Below are 20,121 nucleotides of genomic sequence, written 5' to 3'. Positions count from 1 at the left end.
TCAAAATTCAACCTTAATTATAGCAAAAAAACCTATTAAAGCCCTTATTTAACACATAAAAATATCTCAAAATTTTTGTGTAATAAAATTAACCAACAAAAAAGCGAAGATGTTTTATCTTCGCTTTTTCAATATTCAAATTTTGAAAACTAGACTAATTTCTTTCTGATCCAACCAGAAATCCAGTCAATGATCACCACCATAATGATGATTCCCAATAAGATGATCCCTACACGGTCCCATTGACGATATTGCAAAGCAATGATCAATGGATAACCAATACCACCGGCACCTACCAAACCAAGGATAGATGCAGAACGGATGGAAACATCAAAACGGTAAAGCGTATTGGAAATCAGGGCTGGCATTAAGTTAGGCAAAGTTGAAAACATAATAATATGGAACTTAGAACCACCAGCTGCAGCAACAGCTTCATTTGGTCCATCATCCAAGTTTTCAATTGCTTCTGAGAACAACTTAGCCAACATCCCCACTGAGTGGAAACCTAAAGCCAAAACACCGGCAGCTGAACCAGGTCCTACTGCCTTAATAAACATCAAAGCTAAAACAATTTCTGGGAAAGAACGAATAATTGCTAAAACAATTTTTCCAATTCTTGAAGTGTACCAGTGCTTATGCTTAGTATGAGCTGCCCAAAAAGCAAATGGTAATGAAATAATGGCAGAAATAAATGTACCTAAGAAAGCAATACAAATAGTTTGCCATAATTGTGAGATCAAATCTTCGCCAGAACCGTTGTAAACGTACTTCCAGTCTGGATGAAAAATTCCGGCAAAAATCGCACCAGCAATTTGACCAGCAGTCTCTTTAATCCCACCAAAGTTAATTCCAGTGAATGACCAAACAATAACCGCAATTGTAGCAATCGCAATTAACCAATGAGCTATTTGCTTCTTACGGTCAACGGGTTTAGCAGGTAATTTCTTCATAGTTGTATCCATTATCTCATTAACGCCTCCCGTGACTTAGATGAAACATAGTCGATCAAAACAACGACTACAATAATTACGATGATAATTGTTCCTGTTTGAGCATAGTTGAAGACTTGCAAAGTTTGTTGCAAGTTCAAACCAATACCACCAGCACCAATATATCCAAGGACTGTTGATGCTCTGACATTAATTTCAAATGCATACAAAACATATGAAATGAAGTAGGTCATGATTTGCGGCAAAACTGCTTGATGAATGATTTGCAATTTATTTGCCCCGACAGCAGTTAAAGCTTCGATTGGGCCGGGATCAATCGTTTCAATTGCTTCGTAAAACAACTTAACAACTACACCGAAAGTGAAAACTGCTAAAGCCAAAATACCAGCTACAGGACCGATTCCGACAATCGCTACGAAAATTGCACCTAAAAGAAGGTCAGGAATCGTTCTAACAATATTCATAATAAAGCGTAATACACCAGTTACAGCCTTATTCTTGACAATGTTGCGTGCAATCAATAGTGAATAGATAAAGGCAACTACTGAACCAATTACTGTTCCCAAAACAGCCATCTTAATCGTTTCAATTAATTTTGGCCAAATAACGCTCATATAGCTCCAATCTGGATGAGACATTTGCACAAAAATGTCCGCAAATTGATCCCAATTTTGGAATAAAACCGAAATATGCGTATTGGTTACATCAATTGAAATGAATAAACCAGCCACCATAATGATGACCCAAACTAGGTTCATTAGCTTGAATTTTCGTTTAGGCAAATTCATTGCATTTTTTGTCTCAGGCATTATTTTGCCTCCTCGCTGCCGTCGCCACCATTATAAATATCAGTGAAGACAGACTTAGGAGTATCCTTCATTTCGCCATCATAAACAACTTGACCGGCACGAATACCAATTACTCGCTTACCGAATTGTTGTGCTAATTCAATACTGTGTAAGTTGGCAACAACCGTCATACCGTATTTTTCGTTCAACATTTTCAAGTCGTTCATTACTCTAACTGAAGTTTGTGGGTCAAGTGATGCAGTTGGTTCATCAGCCAAAATAATCTTTGGATTTTGCATTAAAACACGGGCAATTGCCACACGTTGTTGTTGTCCACCAGACAACTCATCAGCACGAGCGTAAACCTTGTCAGCTAAATCGACTTTTTGCAAAGCTTCATAGGCTTTTTGCTTATCTTCTTTGCTAAATAAGTTAAATGTAGTTTTCCAAGTTGGATAATAAGCAACTCGGCCGACTAATACGTTGCGCAAAACACTGGAACGCTTAACCAAGTTAAAGTTTTGAAAAATCATTCCAATATCACGGCGAATCATGCGCAAATTCTTTCCTTTAGCATTAGTAATTGACTTGCCATCAATCAAAATGTCGCCTGAACTAATATCGTGCAAGCGATTGATTGAACGCAATAAAGTTGATTTACCTGCCCCAGACAGACCAACTACTACTACGAATTCGCCTTTATTAATTGTTAAATTGATGTCTTTCAGACCAACAGTACCATTATCATAGATCTTAGAAACATCCTTTAATTGGATCATTGGCTTATCTGCCATTTAATCGCAGCTCCCTTAATTTTAATTATTATTTTTTAGTGGATTCAACCATCTTGTCGTATTTACGGATAATGTTGAAGTCACTGTCCTTAGCATAGTCATAACCTTCATGACTGTAGACACTTTCAATAACCTTACGGCCTTCCTTTGACTTACCTACAGCAATAAATGCCTTAGCAAGCTTCTTGCGGAATGACTTAGACATGTTGGGAATTACTGAAATAGTGTCGTTTGGAATAGGCTTAGTAAAGTAAATTGGAACAACTTGACTCATAATCTTTGGGTTGTCCTTTAAAACAGTGTTACGTGCGTCTTCAAAAACAAAGGCAGCATCTGTATCACCATTTAATACGTTTAAAACAGCTTGGTCATGACCAGTTACAGTAACAAGTTTTGAATCTTTAGTTACATCCAAACCCTTTTCCTTAAGTTCAGCAACTGGGAAAACGTAACCTGCAGATGAAGTTGGGTTTTGAACTGAAATTGACTTACCCTTTAAGTCCTTCCATGACTTAATCTTTGAGCCCTTCTTAACTAAAATTTCAGCACGGTAACTCTTAACCAATTTGTTAGTTGCTTTACCGCCTGGTTGCTTAACACCCCAACGTTCAGCTTGTAAAAGTAAATCAGCAGCGCCTTGCTTGTGAGCTAATACGTAACCATCTGGTGGAAGAAAACCAACATCAACTTTCTTTGATTTCATTGCTTCTACAACAGTGTTGTAGTCAGTTGACATTGAAACGTGAACAGGGATGCCCAATCTCTTTGAAAGCATCTTTTCAAGTGGCTTAGCACGAGCTTGCAACTTAGTTGCTGCTTGACTTGGCACAAATTGAATAGTTAATGACTTAGGAGTGTAGTTTTCACTCTTTGAGCCACTTCCTTTGTTTGAACATGCTGTTGCAACAACTGCTACAAAAAGTGCAACGATAGCTACCAAGATTTTTCGAAATCTTTTCATGAACCTTCGGTCCTCCATAAAATAAACAAACAGTGATAAAACAAACACGACGTTAAAAAAGGCCTAATTACAGGTCGTCAAAAGACGATCAATAATTAAGCCTTCTTAAGAACGTTATTATCAAACAAACGGATAGAAAAAACATCTTCGCGGGAGGAAGATTTTGCCACAGCAAGAAAAACGTTTTCAATTGTAGTTACTTGTTTAAACAACTTCATCCACTCCCTTTCAGTCATTCCACGTTTATTTTATAAAATGATACCAAAAACATTCGTATTCTATCAAGCTTTTTAGCTAATTTTTCCAAAAAAGGACGTTAGATGAGTATATTCACATCTAACGCCCATTTTTATAAGATTTAGTTCTTCTTCATCGTTGGTTTTACTGGGTTGTTAGCCATATCTGTCTTAACAATCAAAACATCAGCTAAAGCGTGCTGGTTAACATATTCAGTGACTGAACCCATCAACATTCTTTCAACAGCGTTTAAACCAGTGGCACCCATCACGATCAAATTGTTGTGGTGGTCCTTAATGAAGTCATAAGAAATAATGCGCTTAGGGCTACCATAACGAATGTGGTAATCAACATCATCAAAGTTAAAATTGTCATGAGCCCATTTCTTTAAACTCTTCAAGTATTCCTCAGAATCTTGGGTCATTTGATAAATAGTATCGCCAGAAATCAATGTATCTTGCATTTCACCCATAAATTGACGAGTATCAATGACATTCAATACATCAACATGCGCACCATCGCGTAAACCTACTCTTACAGCCTTATCAAAAGCTCTTTCAGCTGATTCTGAACCATCAACTGGAACCAAAATGCTTTCTTTTGCTTTATCTGTCACTATAATTCATCTCCTATAATGCACTAATATTACTTCTTATTTTAGCATAATTTTGTAAGCCGTTACTTTTTAATTGATTGTTAGTTCGGCCAAATATTGCTAAAATAATGTTCATGACAAGCAATAATAAAAGAAAGGGGAGAATTTTTTGACTAAGAAATTAACCAACCAATTAATCGGCATTACCAGTGGCCGTAACTTCCGTGAGCTTGGAGGCTACGAGACTTTATCTGGTAAGAAAATCAAGATGCACAAGTTGCTTAGAACTGGTAACTTAGCTGATCTTTCACCGTTTGATAAGCAGTTTTTAACCGACTACGGTGTTAAATACGATGTAGACTTTAGAAGTAAAGAAGAAGTTGATAACCAACCTGATCGCGTACCAGCTGGTGTTGAATATATCTTTGACCCTGTTTTTAGTGAAGACTTAACCAACTCATCCAAAAGTATTACTGACCTTGATACACAAGCCCGTGATGACGCTGACTTTGGTTTTAATCATATGCATTATGCTTATGAAGATATGATCGAAAGTACTTCTGCACAAAAAGCTTACCGCAAATTCTTTGATATTTTACTTAAAAATACCGGCAAAGACGAAAGTGTCATTTTTCACTGTACTGCTGGTAAAGACAGAACTGGCTTCGGTGCATTACTTATTTTATCTGCTCTTGGTGTACCTTTAGCTACAATTAAGCAGGACTATCTTTTAACCAATATCACTACCAAAGATTTTGTTGATAGCATGGTTGAACATGCCCGGCAAAATGGCAAGAATGACAATGTTTTGCAATCTATTCGTGACATCCAAAGTGTTCGCAGCGAATATCTTGACCACGCGGTTAAGGTGCTAAATGACGAATATGGCGGCATTAACAACTACTTGCGTGATGTAATGAAGCTTTCAAGCGCAGACATCATGAAGTTACGTGCTATTTATCTTGAAGATTAACCAAGAAGAGAAGACTGAAAAATTTTTAGTCTTCTCTTTTGTTGAATTTTTGTTCTAAAAAAGCATAGATCGCACTAGGATCTGTAAAGTTTAGCACCTCTCGCAATTCATTGACTGGAGTATTTGCCAAAAAATCCATCACTTGTGCTAACAAAGCAGCTTGCCCATCTGGATCATTATCTAAAAGCATAAAAAGAAATTTCACTTCCAGTGCCTGCGCCGGATTAATCATATTATGAAAAACTACTGGTGTTTTCAAGGCAACTGGAACAATTAACTTCGTATTAACAAATTCCCCTTCCGTGTGCGGAATAGCAACATTAGGAATATTTTTACCTAATGTTGCAGTATCCAGACCAGTAGGAAAATTATGTTCTCTTTCAACGATATGCTGTAAAAAGTTTCCCTTCACATAGCCACTCTCACGCAAATGATCATAGATTTCCTTTAGAACCATATCTTGCTCGGTTTGGTCAGAGATAAAAACTGCATCGGCTGCAAAAAGATTTTGATTATTCATTGGATTTTTCCTTCCTAATATGGAATTAACATTTTCACCATAAGTTAACAAGACCTTTTTTTCAACCAAAAAGATGTTAAAGTTAAAGTAAATTATTTTTTAAAGGGGAAAATCATGACAAAGACAAAAACTTTATACTTTGGTGCCGGTTGGTTCAATGAAAAGCAGAACAAGGCTTACAAAGAAGCAATGGAAGCTTTGAAGCAAAATCCTACTGTTGATTTAGAAAACAGCTATGTTCCACTTGATAATCAATACAAAGATATCCGCGTTGATGAACATCCAGAATATTTGCATGACATTGAATGGGCATCAGCTACTTACCACGGCGACTTGGTTGGGATCAAGTCTAGTGACGTTATGCTGGGTGTTTACTTACCTGAAGAAGAAGACGTTGGTTTAGGTATGGAACTCGGTTACGCCCTTTCACAAGGCAAGTATATTTTATTAGTTATTCCTGATGAAGATTACGGTAAGCCAATTAACTTGATGAGCTGGGGCGTTTGTGACAATGCCATCAAGATCAGTGAATTAAAGGACTTTGACTTTAACCGTCCACGTTACAACTTCTACGACGGCGCAGTTTATTAAGCAAATAAGCAGGCATAATAATATAGCTACCTAAGCTAGGTTAGTATGTTTATTATGTCTTAGTTGATTATTGCTAAACCTAACTAAAACGGCATCGCTAATTATCTAGCGGTGCCGTTTCTTTGTTTAGATTACCTAAATTCATCAAAAAAGATTCCAAGAACCTTTTCTAACTTTCCTTGATCAGTAATATGACCTACTATTTCTCCTCTTCTAGCTTCAAAATCATACTCTGGAACCTGTGTCAGAAGCAAATCCCCATTTATCCCAGCCGCAAAATCTACAATACGCTCTCTAAATGGACTTTCTCTGACCTTGGAAGATATGGCCATCGCATGTACTAATCCAGTTTTGTAATTAAAAGCTTCTTTACTTAACACGAGATATGGTCTTCTATCATTTTGATTCTCTGGATCATATCCTCCAATTTCATGACCAGCATGTGGTTCAGCATCCATAAATACGAAATCACCTTGCTTAGGATATTCCATAACTTTTATTCCTCAACTCTTTCTCTACCTTTTGGTCTTTGTTCTAATGGATCATATCCCAAATCTTCAATCTGCAATCTTTTTTCTTGAGCAGACATTTTTGGTACTTCGTCCCAAAAATTAGTTTTTTCTTTTTTCATTTCAAGATTGCCATTAGGCTTTAGAATTAACACCACATTATCGCCTTTTTTAAAACCGGTACTTGCTGGAATAGTAACTGAATTAGCGTTTCCTGTCTTCCTTACTGTATAGGTTCCTAAAATTTGATCTTTCATATGATTCACTCCTATCATTCTGTGTAAATATTAGTATATACTCGCAGCTATATAAGCACAAGTACTTACTCCGATCACAACAGATAAAAATAATAGGAAAAATGATATTACATTTCATCAAAACTAATCAACTTGCACCCCATTTGTTCTGCCAGCTCCGTACATGAATCCGTAAAACCTGACTTTGAAAACAAGTAGTAATGCCTTTTAGCCACGCTAATCAAATTACTCTAATTTAGTAAGTTCTTTTTTCGTCCAATAAACATACAATCACCATCTTCTAAATTATATTTTACTAAATTACGACTTACTAAATCATGATTTACTACATCAGATAAAAGACCAATAAACCATTAAATTCCTAAGTTTTTGAAATAATCATTTAGATTATCTACTGTATTATCATCATCAGGAATTAAGCCATTAATAATTGCTAATTCTTTAATCATCACTTTTTTACTTTCTGCATCGATTTTAAAATTAATTGAGTCTGTTGTCATAACTTTCCTCTCTATCGGCCTAGTACATGTACTTCATATTATATTTAACAGATAACAATAATGCTAAATACCAAACGTTTTTCAAGCCAAAATTAAATGACCCTTCGCATACTTCATTTCAGCGAAAGGTCATTTCTTATTAATATTTATCATGTATGAAAGTCTTTCTTAATCCTAATCCAAGTGATTCATCAAATAGTTATTATTCTATGCCTACTAATAATTTCACGGCCTCTTATGTACATTAATATCACTTGACGATTATTGAACTACATTGTGTTTTCAATTTACGATGCCCATTGGTATCACAAACCTTTCTATATATCTGACTTTCTACTCTCAAGTGCCCATCGGAACTCACCTGTCTCCTTTTACCTAAACTTATTTAAATATTTTTTATTTCTTAATTTCTTTACACTCATAATATAGCACATTTATTTTGAAATTGAAAGCGATTACATAAAATAATTATTTTATATTTTAGCAATACTTTCAAGTCATATTAAATAAACTCAATCTAATGAAAAACAAAAAGGCACCTAATAATTCCTTTCGCTATAATGCTCGTCATCGCCGACGGCGCAATACCCATAAGAGACGCTCTAAAAAACAACACAAGCGTCACTAGTCTATGACCAATGCACTTAGTTTTTCTGCTGTAAAATTTGGTTGAACGAAAAAATCGTTACTCATTTGTCCGATTAGAGTAGCGATTTTTTTATGTCTTAATCTCTCGCATATGCAAGATGTTTCTTCTTCTGTATCTTTATACTACCACGATTTTTTATTTTTTCTAAGCCCTATGATAAATAAACTTGCATCCCATCCCGGTCAATACAAGATTTTTACCACTTCTATACATTCCCATACCACAGCTCTGTGGTCCACTATAAGTCAATTCTTTACCATGCTTTTGAACAAATAGAACCCTATCCGCTCCAGATAAGTTTGACTTAATATTGCTCTTATAGCGATAAGTTAAGGCTTTACTAGAGCCAATTGTTCTCCTAGTTATACGCATGACTTCCTTTCCTCTTCGCCAAGTTCCACGAAACTTTTTAGGAACAATGTAAGGACGTAAATGATTGCGCTGAGCGAAACTGGCCGCACTAACTGAAGTCGTATTCACCTCTGCTACACTTACAAACGCACAAGCTAGTGCAATAAATCCAATAATTGAAATAACTTTCTTCATTTTCATCTCTCCTCATTTTCATTATAAATAGACAATTTATTAGCAATCTTTTTAGCTTCTGGCTTATCTTTTACTTCTCCAATCTCCGCAGCTGAAATAATCATAAAAGGACTCACTCGCTGCTTAGAAAGAGAATCCCCATCGTATGAATGGATACTTTATTGTAGCTAAACTGGCTAATTTAATTGATTTTTCACCTAGAATATTCACATATGCATATTTAGTTAGTAGCAAAGAAAAAGATCGAAATTCTTGTCCGAATTTCGGGGTTCATATCAATCTTTGATCTTTCAACCAGTATTTTTTTGGACTACTCTTTTTCAAGATAAAGACACAACGACTTATCTTTTCCTTCATAACGTGGAGTTAGGGTTCCATCTGGGCTCTTCCAATATTCAACTCTGGTTTCTACGTCATAAACTAAATCGGTACTTTTAATAGGTAGACATTTATTTTGCATTTTCTCAACTACCTTATTTTCATTACCTTTATTATTCTCACCTTCATCTTTTTTGTCTGGTTCATCTTTCACTTTGAATGGCATAGCGAAAAATTCTCCGAAGTCATCGATAAATACAATCCATACTCTATGATAATTAAATGGATGACACCATTTTTTAGCATTCGCTTTACTTAGAACCGTTTTGACATTTGTTAAATCTACTGTTTTATCTATGCTGTACTTTGCGCTATGGCTCGGATAAGATCTAAGATCGTTTAAAGCTGACTTTATATCATCATCTGTTATTGGAACATCCGTTTTAGGATTATAAATTAAAGAGATATAATTTCCTTTTCTTTTGGCAATCTTTACCTCATTTACTCCAGCACACAAGCCTAACAATTTTAAATTAGAATTATCTTTATTACATCTGGCTTTAATATTAATTTCTTTTATTTTTGAGTCAATTTCAGGAATTTTCTTACTGAAATTTATTCCTTCTTTAGGATAAATGGAAAATTCCCATGTTAGTTGATTAGAGGCAAGATATTTAAATACAGTAACTAATATAGTAATAACAGCAATTGAACTACCCCACAAAGTAGCGACACCATTCTTTTCTATCATTTTTAATTGAACTAAAATTTGCAAAAACAAGCCTAATCCAACAAACATCAAAATAGCAGAAAAACAGTATAGTATACATGCAGCATTTAATGTTCTCCTATCGGTTGTAACAATAAGAGAACTTATTACTATTACTCCGGCCCCTAACAGCAACCACATCCAGTTATTGCCTTGATACAAATTAATTGCTACAGGTATTTCGACTAATGTAATTAGTCCTATTCCTATAATATTATCAATAATTTTGTTGACCTTATTGTATTTATACATAAATAATCTAACCTTATTATCTATTCATAATTACTACTTAACTGGAGTTATCGTAAACCAAGAGTCCAATTAATCTTATGAAGATGCAAAATTGCATGGGAGCACTTGTCAAAAAATGTTATCTAATATATGGCAATCACCACTCACACTAATTTATTAAGGATCTTTAATCCTATCGATCACGTTTTTACGTGATCTACCTTGTAACAAAAACGAACGGTTCGTAAAGAAGATGACAATCACGAAGTACGCAGAAGGACACTATTACGCGAAAGCAGAAAGCGGAGTGCTAACGGGGACAACGAAGGAAAGCGACATCGAACCAGACGAATACGGATTAGAGATCAAGAAAAGAAACGGGAAATGGGCGATAGAGCAGATCAAGGGCTTAGAAAGCAGGAATAATAATGGAAACTAAGGCAGGAGAAAGAGCCTGCTTTTTTGTTTAGGGATGATAAAAAGAACGGCAAAGAAAAAAAGAGCATATCGGATAAGATATGACTCTAAATTACTTATTTGATTCTCTTGAAGTACTTGTTGAAGTTGATCAGGCTGACAATGCCTCTATTTATTGTTGTAGAGCCGCGCAGGTTATCACCATAAAATACTTTGGTATCATGATGAACAATACCTACCTCCTCATAATAAAGCGTTTTAATTTTTATCTTTGAAAATATTTTGTGAAAAATCAATAAATGGAACATGTTGTGTAGGGATATCTGAATTTTCAGTTAAACTTACAACTTGAGGACGAATATATGATAATAGCAAGCTAGGAGCATTAATCTTTAATAACGAATCAACTTCATTATCATTATAGGAATCTTTTTGCCAAACAAATTTAGATTTCATTGTTATTCTTAAATAGCATGCATCATTTTCAGTAAATTCCAAATCGTTAGCTGTGGCTAAAGTTAACATTACAACTGCTTGATTTTGATCACTATTAGCAGGATTTTTTTCTGGTTTTTCCACACTAGTATTCAAATTAAATTTTAAATTTTTTACAGAGCAAAAATCGCCTTTATATTCAGGATTTTCTATAAATATAGACTCTACCAATGTTGGTGGAATAAAACTAAAATTACTTTTATTTTTTTGTGTATCCATTATGCTGCTTTTCCTTTTTCATTTAACTTTAAAGATGTTTTCTTTCTGAAACCTGAACTAACAAATGTAGTAGAATTAGCGAAGATATCATTCTTCCTATTAAATTGCATATTTTTCTTTATTGTAGAGATTGATTCTTTAAGGGGATCAACGTTAGTTGGAGTAATATTCTTACTATCAAAGTTTTTATTATCTAAGGAGCTTTCAGAATTAGTAATATAATTATGTGTAATCGTATTACTATACGTTTTATTAATGCGTTTCTGTAATTCTTTCATCTCTTGATAAAATACTTCAGCTGAGTACTCAGTCCGAATCTGATTAAACTCTTTGTCACTAAGAGCATTAATCATTTTTTCTAATTCAGTAACTGAAGGTAATTCAAAACTCATAGTCTTTCCTCCTTAACTTCAATAATTTTTCTATAATTATCACTCAATACTTGCAAATCTCTAATTGCATAGATCACTTTACCTTTAATTGTTACATAAGGCTGTATATTCTTTTGAGTGTCATTTTCTTTGAAGTAAATACTATTATTAATTTTAGGATAATATCCTATAACTTTTACTACTGAAAATAAAGTTGCATTTCCAAAAGAATTCAAAACCTTCCAATAGGCGTTTATGATTGCCCCTTTATGCTTAGTCCCTATTTTTTTATCTAGCAACTTCATTCTTTGCATCGTAGATATACTTTCTTCAAAACTCCTTATTTCCGTGGGTTCTGTTAAATCTAGTACTTCATTTGCTGGGACACTTAAATATGTCCTTACAATATTATATTTTTGTTTTTGATTTTTTCTGTTTTTTTCTTTTAACCAATATTGTGCATTTCCTAAATTATCCCAAAAATATACCCCTTTTCCGGCCCAATCACCGTCCTCTAAAGATGGTGGTAGCGTTCCTCCCATAATAAAATTTTCATTGTTTTTTTGGGTATCAACATGAAATAGCGGTATTTGTATCTTCAATTCTTCCACATGATAACCTCATCATCCTAAGTATAATATACATTAGTTTATCTTTTTACACTATAGATTACAATATTTAAAGCTTTATATTTGTTGTAATTACATTGTAAATAATCATTTTCTATCCTCACAATACTTTCAAATTATATTAAATAAATTTAACCTGATAAAAAACGCTCTAAAGAAAAGTGTGCTAAAAAAGAACGGCAAAGAAAAAAAGAGCCAAGATTAGTTGACTCTAATTAACTTAGTCATCGCAATAAATAATGTCATGACAGCTCTGAAGCTTACTTGATGCGCTTGAAGTACTTGTTGAAGTTGATCAGGCTAATGTAGCCACCTCCACCTTTAAAGGCATCGGAATTTGATAGACTTGTTGTACCACATTGTTGACTACCGTCTACTTTTTGAACATTGTAATTAGCACGCCAGTTGGATTTGTCATCAATAAGATGAATTCTAGTTCCTTTTTCAATAGCTTCAGAAACTTGGGCATATTGATGATCCTTGTCGCCAAAACCGTTAGCTGTACCATCATCACCGTCAACATATGTGTTGGTATGTTTAATAACCTTATAAACTGCCTTAGATGCCATTGGTCTAATCATATTGAATTCAGGGTGCACTAAGACATTTTGATGTGGAAACTTATAAGCTATTAATTCCATCCAAAAACCATTAATTTTCTTGTAGCCTAATACATATTCACTAGGCATTTCATGAGGATCGCTATCATTATTACTGTGATATATTCTACCATCGGGAGCTAAACTACCGCATAAAAAAAATCCATTATGATGAACCAAATCGTCGTATGAATCATAATGACTTCTTAATTTATTAAACTTTGCAAATTTAGTAGAACAACTGTTGTAATACTTTTTAACTAATTTAGTTACTCGATATCCCTTTAGTTTAACAGGATGTCTATAATTATCAGCTTTATCCATTTCGCGCTGTTCTTTACCTGAAATTGTCTTAAAGTTATCTCTTGAATACTGTGCTTTAATTTCACTTGGCGTAAACATTGGCACATCTGAAATAGGCCCGAATAAGTGATAACCATAAGGCGTATCAAAGTCGGAATCGTGTACGCTGTGTTGCTTATTAGCTTGATCGTTTTGATCATTTAGTCCTTTGTTTAAACCGTAACCGACATCTAATCCCCAGTCATCTGCGTGAACAGTGTTGGCCTTCATTCCTACACCAAAAATGCCTGATAACAACAATACCAGACTTAATTTAGTCATTAATTTATTTGTCTTCATAGTAAAAATCCTCTCTAAATAATTTCTTAAATTTTATTTTTTTACAAAGCTGCCAAGGTGAAGTCGAGGGAGTTCTATCCATCCATCTATATATATTTATTGTTTTGACTGAATTTATCATAATTAGAAAGACTGATTAAGTTTACTCTTATGCCAAATTACATGAGGATCGTTATTTGAAAGAGAAAATATCGGCATTATTTTTTGGCCCTCTGAAAAACAAAGCTTCTTTTTTCTTAAAATAAACAGTGGATGTAGTTTAGGCTCATTTGTTTAAACTATGTCTAACTTTATTTTTTGTTCCTTGATAATAGAATATCCGGATACATTAATAGAAAGGAAGCATAAAATATGCAAAAGCAACAAAGGTTCATTCCGAAGACTGCTCTGATTGTCAGTACGATATTGCTAGCAGCTGGCGGAATTGCGACTACTAGCACTGCTTATGCTGGTTCATTTAGAGGCTTGCCCCAAAACCAAGCAATGAGCTGGTTCGCTAGTCCAAAGAAAAAAGAGCCAGGCAAAGGCATGAACCAAGGCTACTTAGTCTTTCACAATTCTAAAACTACATATAAGGGCAAGGCAAAGAAGGCTGAAAACATCTTAAAAGCCAAACCATTTGGTCCAAGCGGTATTTCGTTCACTAAGAATAAGGATGGCAATACCACCAATTTTGTTTGGAAAATCCCGTCTAGTGCTGAAACTGCTGGTGATCTAGCTGGCAAAATTGGCTGTTTCTATGAAAACGCAGCTTCATTTAGGCCCCACGGCAAGATGACTGCGCAACACTTAGATGCGGCAATGGTAGTAGTTGGCTGGAATCAAGCCCAAGACAAAGACTTCAATAGGATAAAGCAATACTACCTTGACAAGAAACACGGGTCTTCTGAAAGCCACAATATTTATAATTATATTAGTAAACACGCAAAGAATGTTCGAAATCAAGTTTGGTTTGACACCAACAGTATTGGTCTATCTGCTCAAGGCAAAGGCTCGATTTCGGTTGCTATTCAGTTTTATGATCATAAGACGCATAAACGTGTTTATCCTAAGTCTGCCTACACTTTAAAGGATATGGATGAAAGACAACACTTTAGCGTGGGCAACTTGATCAAAGGCGGTTCAGCTGGCGACAGGGTTTACTACGGCTATGATGACTCCAAAAAGAAGAAGCGATACAAGTCACATACTTTGGTCAAATATGATAACGCGTATGGCTCTAACCCAACCAACACAACTTTTGAGGGTGACCCTAAAGTCCAAGGCGATGATTATGTTCCTAAGGGCATTAGCGGCGATACTGTTTATACGCATGACCCACGTGGCTGGATCAAGTTCTTTGACAAGTGGAGCCAAAACGGAAATCCGTTAGTAATTACTTTTCACCACAACATGAACGGTTACCACACTACTTACGGTATGTATGAGAAACACCCTTATGTTACTAAGGGATTAGGATATATGAATACGACGTTTGTACGTTCAACTGATATTGGCAAGCGTGAACATCTTTATAATCCAGCATCCCTTAAGTCAACGGGCAAAGTCGATAAAAAAGCCGGATTAGACTACTTTTCACTGGGCGGAACCGCTGATGAACCTGACAAGCCAATCACGTTTACGGGCAAAATAGTCGGTACCAGCGAAAAAGGCAAATACTATTCCCACTTGGCACTCGCTGGCTCTAAAAACAAGAAGTTCTACTTTGATGTCTATGGCGATGTTGAGTGGCCAGGCATGAGGACTGGCGGTGTTACTGGAAGCACTGATAATATGAACTATCAAGGCTTGCCAACATTCCAATTGCAGGACAAAGTTGATGAACAATTGACTGTCGGCAAACCTCAGGTCTATCAAACAGCTTCTAATACCAAGTACTACAGCAACGATAGCAAAAATGGCGATCAAGCCGGAAAATTAATGCTAGACTCTAATAAACAAAGCTACGGCTACTTGGGACATGCTAAAAATGTAACCAGCTGGTTCGACATCCCTGATCCTAAAAAACTAAGCGATGGCAAACACCTTGTTATAGCTTCGGCTAAGAAAAGCGTTTTAAAAGCCAGCAATACTGCTTTCTACAACCACGTCTATCACTTGATCATTCCAGTTACCGCAGATCACGTTAAATACAATCTAACTGATTTTAAGATGGCAAACAATTTGATTAAGAAAGGCACTACGCTTGACGTAAGCAAAGATAAAGTTGGTTCAACTCATGTTGACGATTCTGTCAAGGAATACGTTACTACCCAAACCAGCGGCACTGTGGCTCACTGAAGCTCAATCACAACCTACAAAACGGTTAAATCAACTATAGCGCTCTTTAACCTGCCGCAATTTGTAGAAAAAGTAGAGCAAACTAAAAAGCCGCTAATAAACTTTTGACAGTTTAGCGACTTTATACTAGGAGAGCTAGTCACCTTTCCCTTTTTAGCAATTTGAAAATTGGGACAAGCATAACTTACTCGACTGATTAATTATCTTGAGTATCACTACTTGAATCTGTATCATTTGTTGATAGCATTTCAGCTAACTGATTCACAATCTCTTTTTGAGCTGATGTTGAATAATATTTCTGAAGCAACTTATTTAGTAACATAGTTTCTGTGATCATTTTTGCACTGGCTGCATTTGGCGCATCCTCTACATCCAGCCTTTTAACAATTACCTTATTGCCTGACAATCTATAGAAAAATTCTGATGCACCATCTAAACCAAGGTGAATCCAATAGTATCCCTTCAGTTTACCGTCAGAGTTATATCCCCATACATCATTGTCTTTATTTCTTGCCTTAGCATCAATTTGAAATTTAACACTCTTCAAGTCTAAGTAATTAGCCCCAACCAATACTCCTAGCTGTTTAACTCCTATAGTTTGGGCCGTTGATTGACGAGCGCTAATTTTATTTGCTCGATCTAGTAAGTGATTCTGTTTGACCTCATGATAAGCCTTAGATACATTAACTGTACCTAAATTCTTTTTGCCATCACTCAGAATAAAGTCTGACTGACTATTTTTACCATGAGCTTCAATTGTATAGGCAACTTTATCATTAATTACATATAAGCTATTTCCCTTAGTCGCTTCAAGCTCTATTCCATTAATCTCGTAGTGTTTTCTTTTAGCTATCGAGACATTTCCTTTAAACGCCTGTCTATAAACTTGCTTCCAAGCCTCGTTCTGAGGGTAATGCACATGAGCATATGTAATTGCTAATCCGGCTAATTTATCCTTAGGAATACTATTTAGTTCTGCTTCTTGTCTGAAGTAGTTTCCCACTGCCAATCCTGTCCCAGCAATAAGTAATACTATTATCGCAATTACAATTGGTAGTGTCTTTATTCGTTTATGTTTCTTAAGACGATTTGAATTTACGCGCTTTCTAGTAAGACCCAATTGTTCAGCGGTGGATATATTAGCAGATTTAACAGGTTTTACGATTGGCTTTTTAGAAGCTTGATTATTTATTGTTTTTTTAGGAGCAAACTTTCCAGATACTAAATTTGCACCACAGTATGGGCAAAAATTAGAACCAGAATCAATTTTTTTACCACAATTAGGACAAAAGTTATTCACCTTTTCCACCCTTACTTCTTATAAAAATCTATTGCATGTTTCTTGTTATACTCAAGTCCTTGCAGAATTTTAGTTAAATCAGCTCTATATGGACCATACTTACGTTCCAATTCTTGTTTAGTAAGATGTAATTTCCCTGATATTACACCAGCACTTATATTGGTTCCCGTAATATTATTACCGTTAAAAGTAAAATCAGTATATTGGGATGTGGAAGGATTATATGCTGCTCCATATTTTCCATTATTTTTATATAATCCTGAAAGATACCCATCATTAGTGACATGAATTCCTTTAGCTATTTGGTTTTCAACATGTTCAATTTTTTCTTTAGGTGTATTACCATGGCGGTTAGCTTCAAGAAAACCAGCCACTACATATTCTTGTAAAGAAAATTTATCAACATGATGATTGTTATCAGATTGACTGCCAATTTTTTTAGTCATTGCTTGAATTTGACTCATATGATCAACATATTCATCTTTTAGCTTAGACTTATCAACTGTAGTAGTACCGTCCCCAGTAATTGTAATATTGTCAGAAGATACAGATCCATCTACACTACCAAACTTATTACTAAAACTGTATTTATTATCAGCGTCCTTAGTGCAGGTTAAATCATCATTATCTAAATCGTTTTCGACAGCATTTACCATTTCTGCAGTACTATGCACATTTTCACTTTGCTCGTAATTTTTCCGAGCATAAGCCATATAGCCCATCAAAATCCACTCATCATTCGAAATTTTGGCTAAGGACTGATCATCTGAATCATCAGTGGATTTCTGATTCGTCCGATTTGTTGAAGTTGAATTATTGGTCTTATCATTAGAAATAGGTTTTGATTTATGGTGAGTATAAGTAATACCACTTTGAGTTTGATGTTTACAGCCACTTAAAGTTAACAATGCCGCTACAGCAATGCAAGTTAGCAAAATATTCTTTTTCACAATTATTATGTTCCTTCTAAATTCAACATAAAAGGCTCATCCAACATTATTTGAACGAGCCCCTTGAGTCTTTATTTTACCTTCTAATTATTCACTAGCTTAGTGCCACAATGAGTACAAAATGATGCACTCCCTGCATTTTTTGTTCCACAATTAGGACAAAATTGACCAGTTGAATCGTTACTGCCAACTGAATTTGGTTGAACAGGATTTGAGGCAACATTATTAACCTGCTGAGTTTGTGTATTAGCATTCATAGCATTAATAATTGCTTGAGTGCTTTGAGCGCCATAATCTCTATAATTGGATGATTGTTGATATGATGCAACACTCTCATTAATTTCAGAAACTAAATTTCTGATTTTTTCCCCTTCAAAGAAAGGTACATCAATACTTTCTGTTACACCACTGTTTCTTTCAATTGTCATTCTAAACTTAAAACCAGTAAGAAATAGTAAAATACCTAATAGCACCAGTACTAATCCACCAAAGGCCTCTTCTTGAAAAGAATAGAATCCGGCAATAGCTATTATTATACCGAAAATCATATTAGCAATTTTATACCAATTGCTCTCTTCAGCATTAGAAATTGATTGTAATGGGATACTCTTCTTATTTTTTCCTGCTGGAATTAAACCAAAAAGAACAGTATTAGGCATATCAATGTGAACAAAATTATTATCGGCAATAATGCTTCCCTTTACCCAAAATGCCAATAAACTAACTGAAAATTTATTTTTCTCGTTTGCAGAAATATTAGATTCTACCATAAAATAACTCCTTACACTTTTTTACATCATCCATCACAATATATATCTTCTATTTCAGACCACAAATAAATATTCGAATTTGCATGAAATGGCATTCGAATAATCATTTCAGCCCTTTCATCACTTCCAAAGCATCTTCAATCTTGGCTTTCATCAATTTATCTTGATTATAAGCGGCCTCATAATACTTGCCCACCATTTTAGGAAAATATGTACTATTTACCGCTGGAAATTTATCTAATAAATCAATCATCTTTCTAACAAGGCCATCTTCACCAGAACTATATGCTAGCTTCAGATTGGTCATTGCAATCTTGGCCGCTAATTCTAAACTAATGTAGTTCTCTTTTTCATAATCATGTTTTAGAAATTGAGCCACTGCCATCTCAGCTAATGACTGTAAATAAGTTGGTAAATATACCTGCAAACAAACCCATAAATTCCATAAATCATAGTCCGACCAATGATCGACATTAGAAAGATATGATTTAAGATCACTAGAGATTTCCACCTTTTTACCAGTAGTTAAATAATCTAGCATCCCTTCAACAATTTTCTTTAAGATTACATAATTCAATTGTGGATCGTTTTTGATTTCTTCTAACTTTTCCAGATCTTTATTATTAAATGCTTTCAACGCTTGCCTTTGATAAACCTCAATTTTAGGCTGAATATCACCAAATTCTGATAGAAAGTCTACAACTGAAACATTATGTTTCTGCAAAAGCCCAATTAAATCAGTAGCTGAGATACTAGATTCACCTCTTTCAACTCTAGAGTAATATGATGGATCAATAACTCCATCTGCCATCTTTGCTTTACTTAAGCCTAACTTTTTCCTTACTACTAATAACTTCTCATTAATTTTCATTTCAAATACCTAATCCTTATCAAGATTTTTTCACTATTTGTTCAATCCTCTGACGCAATGATATTTAAAATGAAAAATATTGTCCGTGAATCTTCCTAAACGACTAAAAAAATACCTTGTCATAAATCATGACAAGGTAACCATTTCAATCGAAAGAAGGCAAAGTACTATTAATATTCTTGAAACCGATAATTCTTAAGTAATCCAAAATTTTGATAGCGCTTGGAATATCACCATTAATAATGAAGTAATAATAGCTTGATATCGAACACGTTAAGCTAAGTTTATTATTTTCAATTTTACTTAAATAAGAAAATGAAACTGTCAAATCTTTTGTGTAAATAGATCTTTCTCGTAAATTGATTTTTTAATTATTTATTTAATCAAAGT

General features: G+C 34.7%; 22 protein-coding genes. 3 read left to right on the top strand and 19 right to left on the bottom strand.

The genetic code is table 11. From position 1 onward, the window contains the following. Positions 1 to 149 precede the first annotated feature (149 nt). The 5 genes from phnE (Q0Y84_RS07705) to Q0Y84_RS07685 form a co-directional block, all read right to left on the bottom strand. Entirely contained in the window at positions 150 to 962 is an 813-nt protein-coding gene (gene phnE, locus Q0Y84_RS07705; protein ID WP_297952380.1) for a phosphonate ABC transporter, permease protein PhnE, read from the bottom strand. Then, positions 962 to 1,759 (bottom strand): phosphonate ABC transporter, permease protein PhnE, encoded by a 798-nt coding sequence (gene phnE, locus Q0Y84_RS07700; RefSeq protein ID WP_297952378.1) that lies wholly within the window; start codon positions 1,757 to 1,759, stop codon positions 962 to 964. The genes phnE (Q0Y84_RS07705) and phnE (Q0Y84_RS07700) overlap by 1 nt, the downstream gene beginning before the upstream one ends. After that, positions 1,759 to 2,532 carry a phosphonate ABC transporter ATP-binding protein gene (gene phnC / locus Q0Y84_RS07695; protein WP_297952376.1) on the bottom strand — a complete coding sequence of 258 codons (774 nt, stop codon included), beginning with the start codon at positions 2,530 to 2,532 and terminating at the stop codon, positions 1,759 to 1,761. Before phnC ends, phnE (Q0Y84_RS07700) begins: the two co-directional genes overlap by 1 nt. A gap of 28 nt (positions 2,533 to 2,560) precedes the next feature. Continuing rightward, the gene (locus tag Q0Y84_RS07690) at positions 2,561 to 3,493 is read right to left on the bottom strand and encodes a phosphate/phosphite/phosphonate ABC transporter substrate-binding protein (RefSeq protein WP_297952374.1); all 933 of its coding nucleotides are present in this window, start codon (positions 3,491 to 3,493) and stop codon (positions 2,561 to 2,563) included. Positions 3,494 to 3,851: 358 nt separating this feature from the next. Beyond that, on the bottom strand, positions 3,852 to 4,346 hold the full coding sequence (locus Q0Y84_RS07685) for a universal stress protein (protein WP_297952372.1): 495 nt from the start codon (positions 4,344 to 4,346) through the stop codon (positions 3,852 to 3,854). A 148-nt stretch (positions 4,347 to 4,494) separates the two neighbouring features. Between Q0Y84_RS07685 and Q0Y84_RS07680 the strand changes: the two genes are divergently transcribed. Beyond that, complete coding sequence (locus Q0Y84_RS07680) at positions 4,495 to 5,298, top strand: tyrosine-protein phosphatase (protein WP_297952370.1); 804 nt, start codon at positions 4,495 to 4,497, stop codon at positions 5,296 to 5,298. Between the two features lie 25 nt (positions 5,299 to 5,323). Here the strand turns inward: Q0Y84_RS07680 and Q0Y84_RS07675 are convergent, their stop codons facing one another. Beyond that, the gene (locus Q0Y84_RS07675) at positions 5,324 to 5,818 is read right to left on the bottom strand and encodes a PTS sugar transporter subunit IIA (protein WP_297952368.1); all 495 of its coding nucleotides are present in this window, start codon (positions 5,816 to 5,818) and stop codon (positions 5,324 to 5,326) included. Between the two features lie 114 nt (positions 5,819 to 5,932). Here Q0Y84_RS07675 and Q0Y84_RS07670 point away from each other — a divergent pair, with 114 nt between their 5' ends. Next, the gene (locus Q0Y84_RS07670; RefSeq protein ID WP_297952366.1) at positions 5,933 to 6,409 is read left to right on the top strand and encodes a nucleoside 2-deoxyribosyltransferase; all 477 of its coding nucleotides are present in this window, start codon (positions 5,933 to 5,935) and stop codon (positions 6,407 to 6,409) included. A 131-nt stretch (positions 6,410 to 6,540) separates the two neighbouring features. Here the strand turns inward: Q0Y84_RS07670 and Q0Y84_RS07665 are convergent, their stop codons facing one another. From Q0Y84_RS07665 to Q0Y84_RS07625, 9 genes are all read right to left on the bottom strand, one after another. Next, positions 6,541 to 6,900 (bottom strand): type II toxin-antitoxin system PemK/MazF family toxin, encoded by a 360-nt coding sequence (locus Q0Y84_RS07665; protein WP_068813410.1) that lies wholly within the window; start codon positions 6,898 to 6,900, stop codon positions 6,541 to 6,543. 5 nt (positions 6,901 to 6,905) lie between these two features. Continuing rightward, positions 6,906 to 7,175, bottom strand: a complete 270-nt coding sequence (locus Q0Y84_RS07660; protein ID WP_057726813.1) for a hypothetical protein — start codon at positions 7,173 to 7,175, stop codon at positions 6,906 to 6,908. A gap of 353 nt (positions 7,176 to 7,528) precedes the next feature. After that, complete coding sequence (locus Q0Y84_RS07655; protein ID WP_005718346.1) at positions 7,529 to 7,675, bottom strand: hypothetical protein; 147 nt, start codon at positions 7,673 to 7,675, stop codon at positions 7,529 to 7,531. Positions 7,676 to 8,468: 793 nt separating this feature from the next. Next, complete coding sequence (locus Q0Y84_RS07650) at positions 8,469 to 8,870, bottom strand: hypothetical protein (protein WP_297952358.1); 402 nt, start codon at positions 8,868 to 8,870, stop codon at positions 8,469 to 8,471. A gap of 310 nt (positions 8,871 to 9,180) precedes the next feature. After that, positions 9,181 to 10,209, bottom strand: coding sequence for a hypothetical protein (locus tag Q0Y84_RS07645; protein ID WP_297952356.1), 1,029 nt, complete (start codon positions 10,207 to 10,209; stop codon positions 9,181 to 9,183). A 654-nt stretch (positions 10,210 to 10,863) separates the two neighbouring features. Then, on the bottom strand, positions 10,864 to 11,319 hold the full coding sequence (locus Q0Y84_RS07640) for a protein-export chaperone SecB (RefSeq protein WP_150352165.1): 456 nt from the start codon (positions 11,317 to 11,319) through the stop codon (positions 10,864 to 10,866). Further along, complete coding sequence (locus Q0Y84_RS07635) at positions 11,319 to 11,711, bottom strand: hypothetical protein (RefSeq protein ID WP_150352164.1); 393 nt, start codon at positions 11,709 to 11,711, stop codon at positions 11,319 to 11,321. Before Q0Y84_RS07635 ends, Q0Y84_RS07640 begins: the two co-directional genes overlap by 1 nt. Next, complete coding sequence (locus Q0Y84_RS07630; protein WP_150352163.1) at positions 11,708 to 12,301, bottom strand: hypothetical protein; 594 nt, start codon at positions 12,299 to 12,301, stop codon at positions 11,708 to 11,710. The genes Q0Y84_RS07635 and Q0Y84_RS07630 overlap by 4 nt, the downstream gene beginning before the upstream one ends. 278 nt (positions 12,302 to 12,579) lie before the next feature. Further along, positions 12,580 to 13,560, bottom strand: a complete 981-nt coding sequence (locus Q0Y84_RS07625) for a hypothetical protein (RefSeq protein WP_297952351.1) — start codon at positions 13,558 to 13,560, stop codon at positions 12,580 to 12,582. 351 nt (positions 13,561 to 13,911) lie between these two features. Here Q0Y84_RS07625 and Q0Y84_RS07620 point away from each other — a divergent pair, with 351 nt between their 5' ends. Continuing rightward, on the top strand, positions 13,912 to 15,840 hold the full coding sequence (locus tag Q0Y84_RS07620; protein ID WP_297952349.1) for a hypothetical protein: 1,929 nt from the start codon (positions 13,912 to 13,914) through the stop codon (positions 15,838 to 15,840). Positions 15,841 to 16,036: 196 nt separating this feature from the next. Here the strand turns inward: Q0Y84_RS07620 and Q0Y84_RS07615 are convergent, their stop codons facing one another. From Q0Y84_RS07615 to Q0Y84_RS07600, 4 genes are all read right to left on the bottom strand, one after another. Next, a complete protein-coding gene (locus Q0Y84_RS07615) occupies positions 16,037 to 17,140 on the bottom strand; it encodes a zinc-ribbon domain-containing protein (RefSeq protein ID WP_297952347.1) in 1,104 nt (367 codons plus the stop codon). A gap of 11 nt (positions 17,141 to 17,151) precedes the next feature. Continuing rightward, positions 17,152 to 18,090 carry a hypothetical protein gene (locus Q0Y84_RS07610; RefSeq protein ID WP_297952345.1) on the bottom strand — a complete coding sequence of 313 codons (939 nt, stop codon included), beginning with the start codon at positions 18,088 to 18,090 and terminating at the stop codon, positions 17,152 to 17,154. An 83-nt stretch (positions 18,091 to 18,173) separates the two neighbouring features. Further along, positions 18,174 to 18,860, bottom strand: coding sequence for a zinc ribbon domain-containing protein (locus tag Q0Y84_RS07605; protein WP_297952343.1), 687 nt, complete (start codon positions 18,858 to 18,860; stop codon positions 18,174 to 18,176). Between the two features lie 103 nt (positions 18,861 to 18,963). Then, positions 18,964 to 19,731, bottom strand: coding sequence for a helix-turn-helix transcriptional regulator (locus tag Q0Y84_RS07600; RefSeq protein ID WP_297952341.1), 768 nt, complete (start codon positions 19,729 to 19,731; stop codon positions 18,964 to 18,966). Positions 19,732 to 20,121 lie beyond the last annotated feature (390 nt).

Origin of the sequence: uncultured Lactobacillus sp. (assembly GCF_947367125.1) — a bacterium.
Taxonomy (GTDB): domain Bacteria; phylum Bacillota; class Bacilli; order Lactobacillales; family Lactobacillaceae; genus Lactobacillus.
Note: the sequence above shows the minus strand (reverse complement) of the source record. Positions and strands in the feature narration are given on the sequence as shown.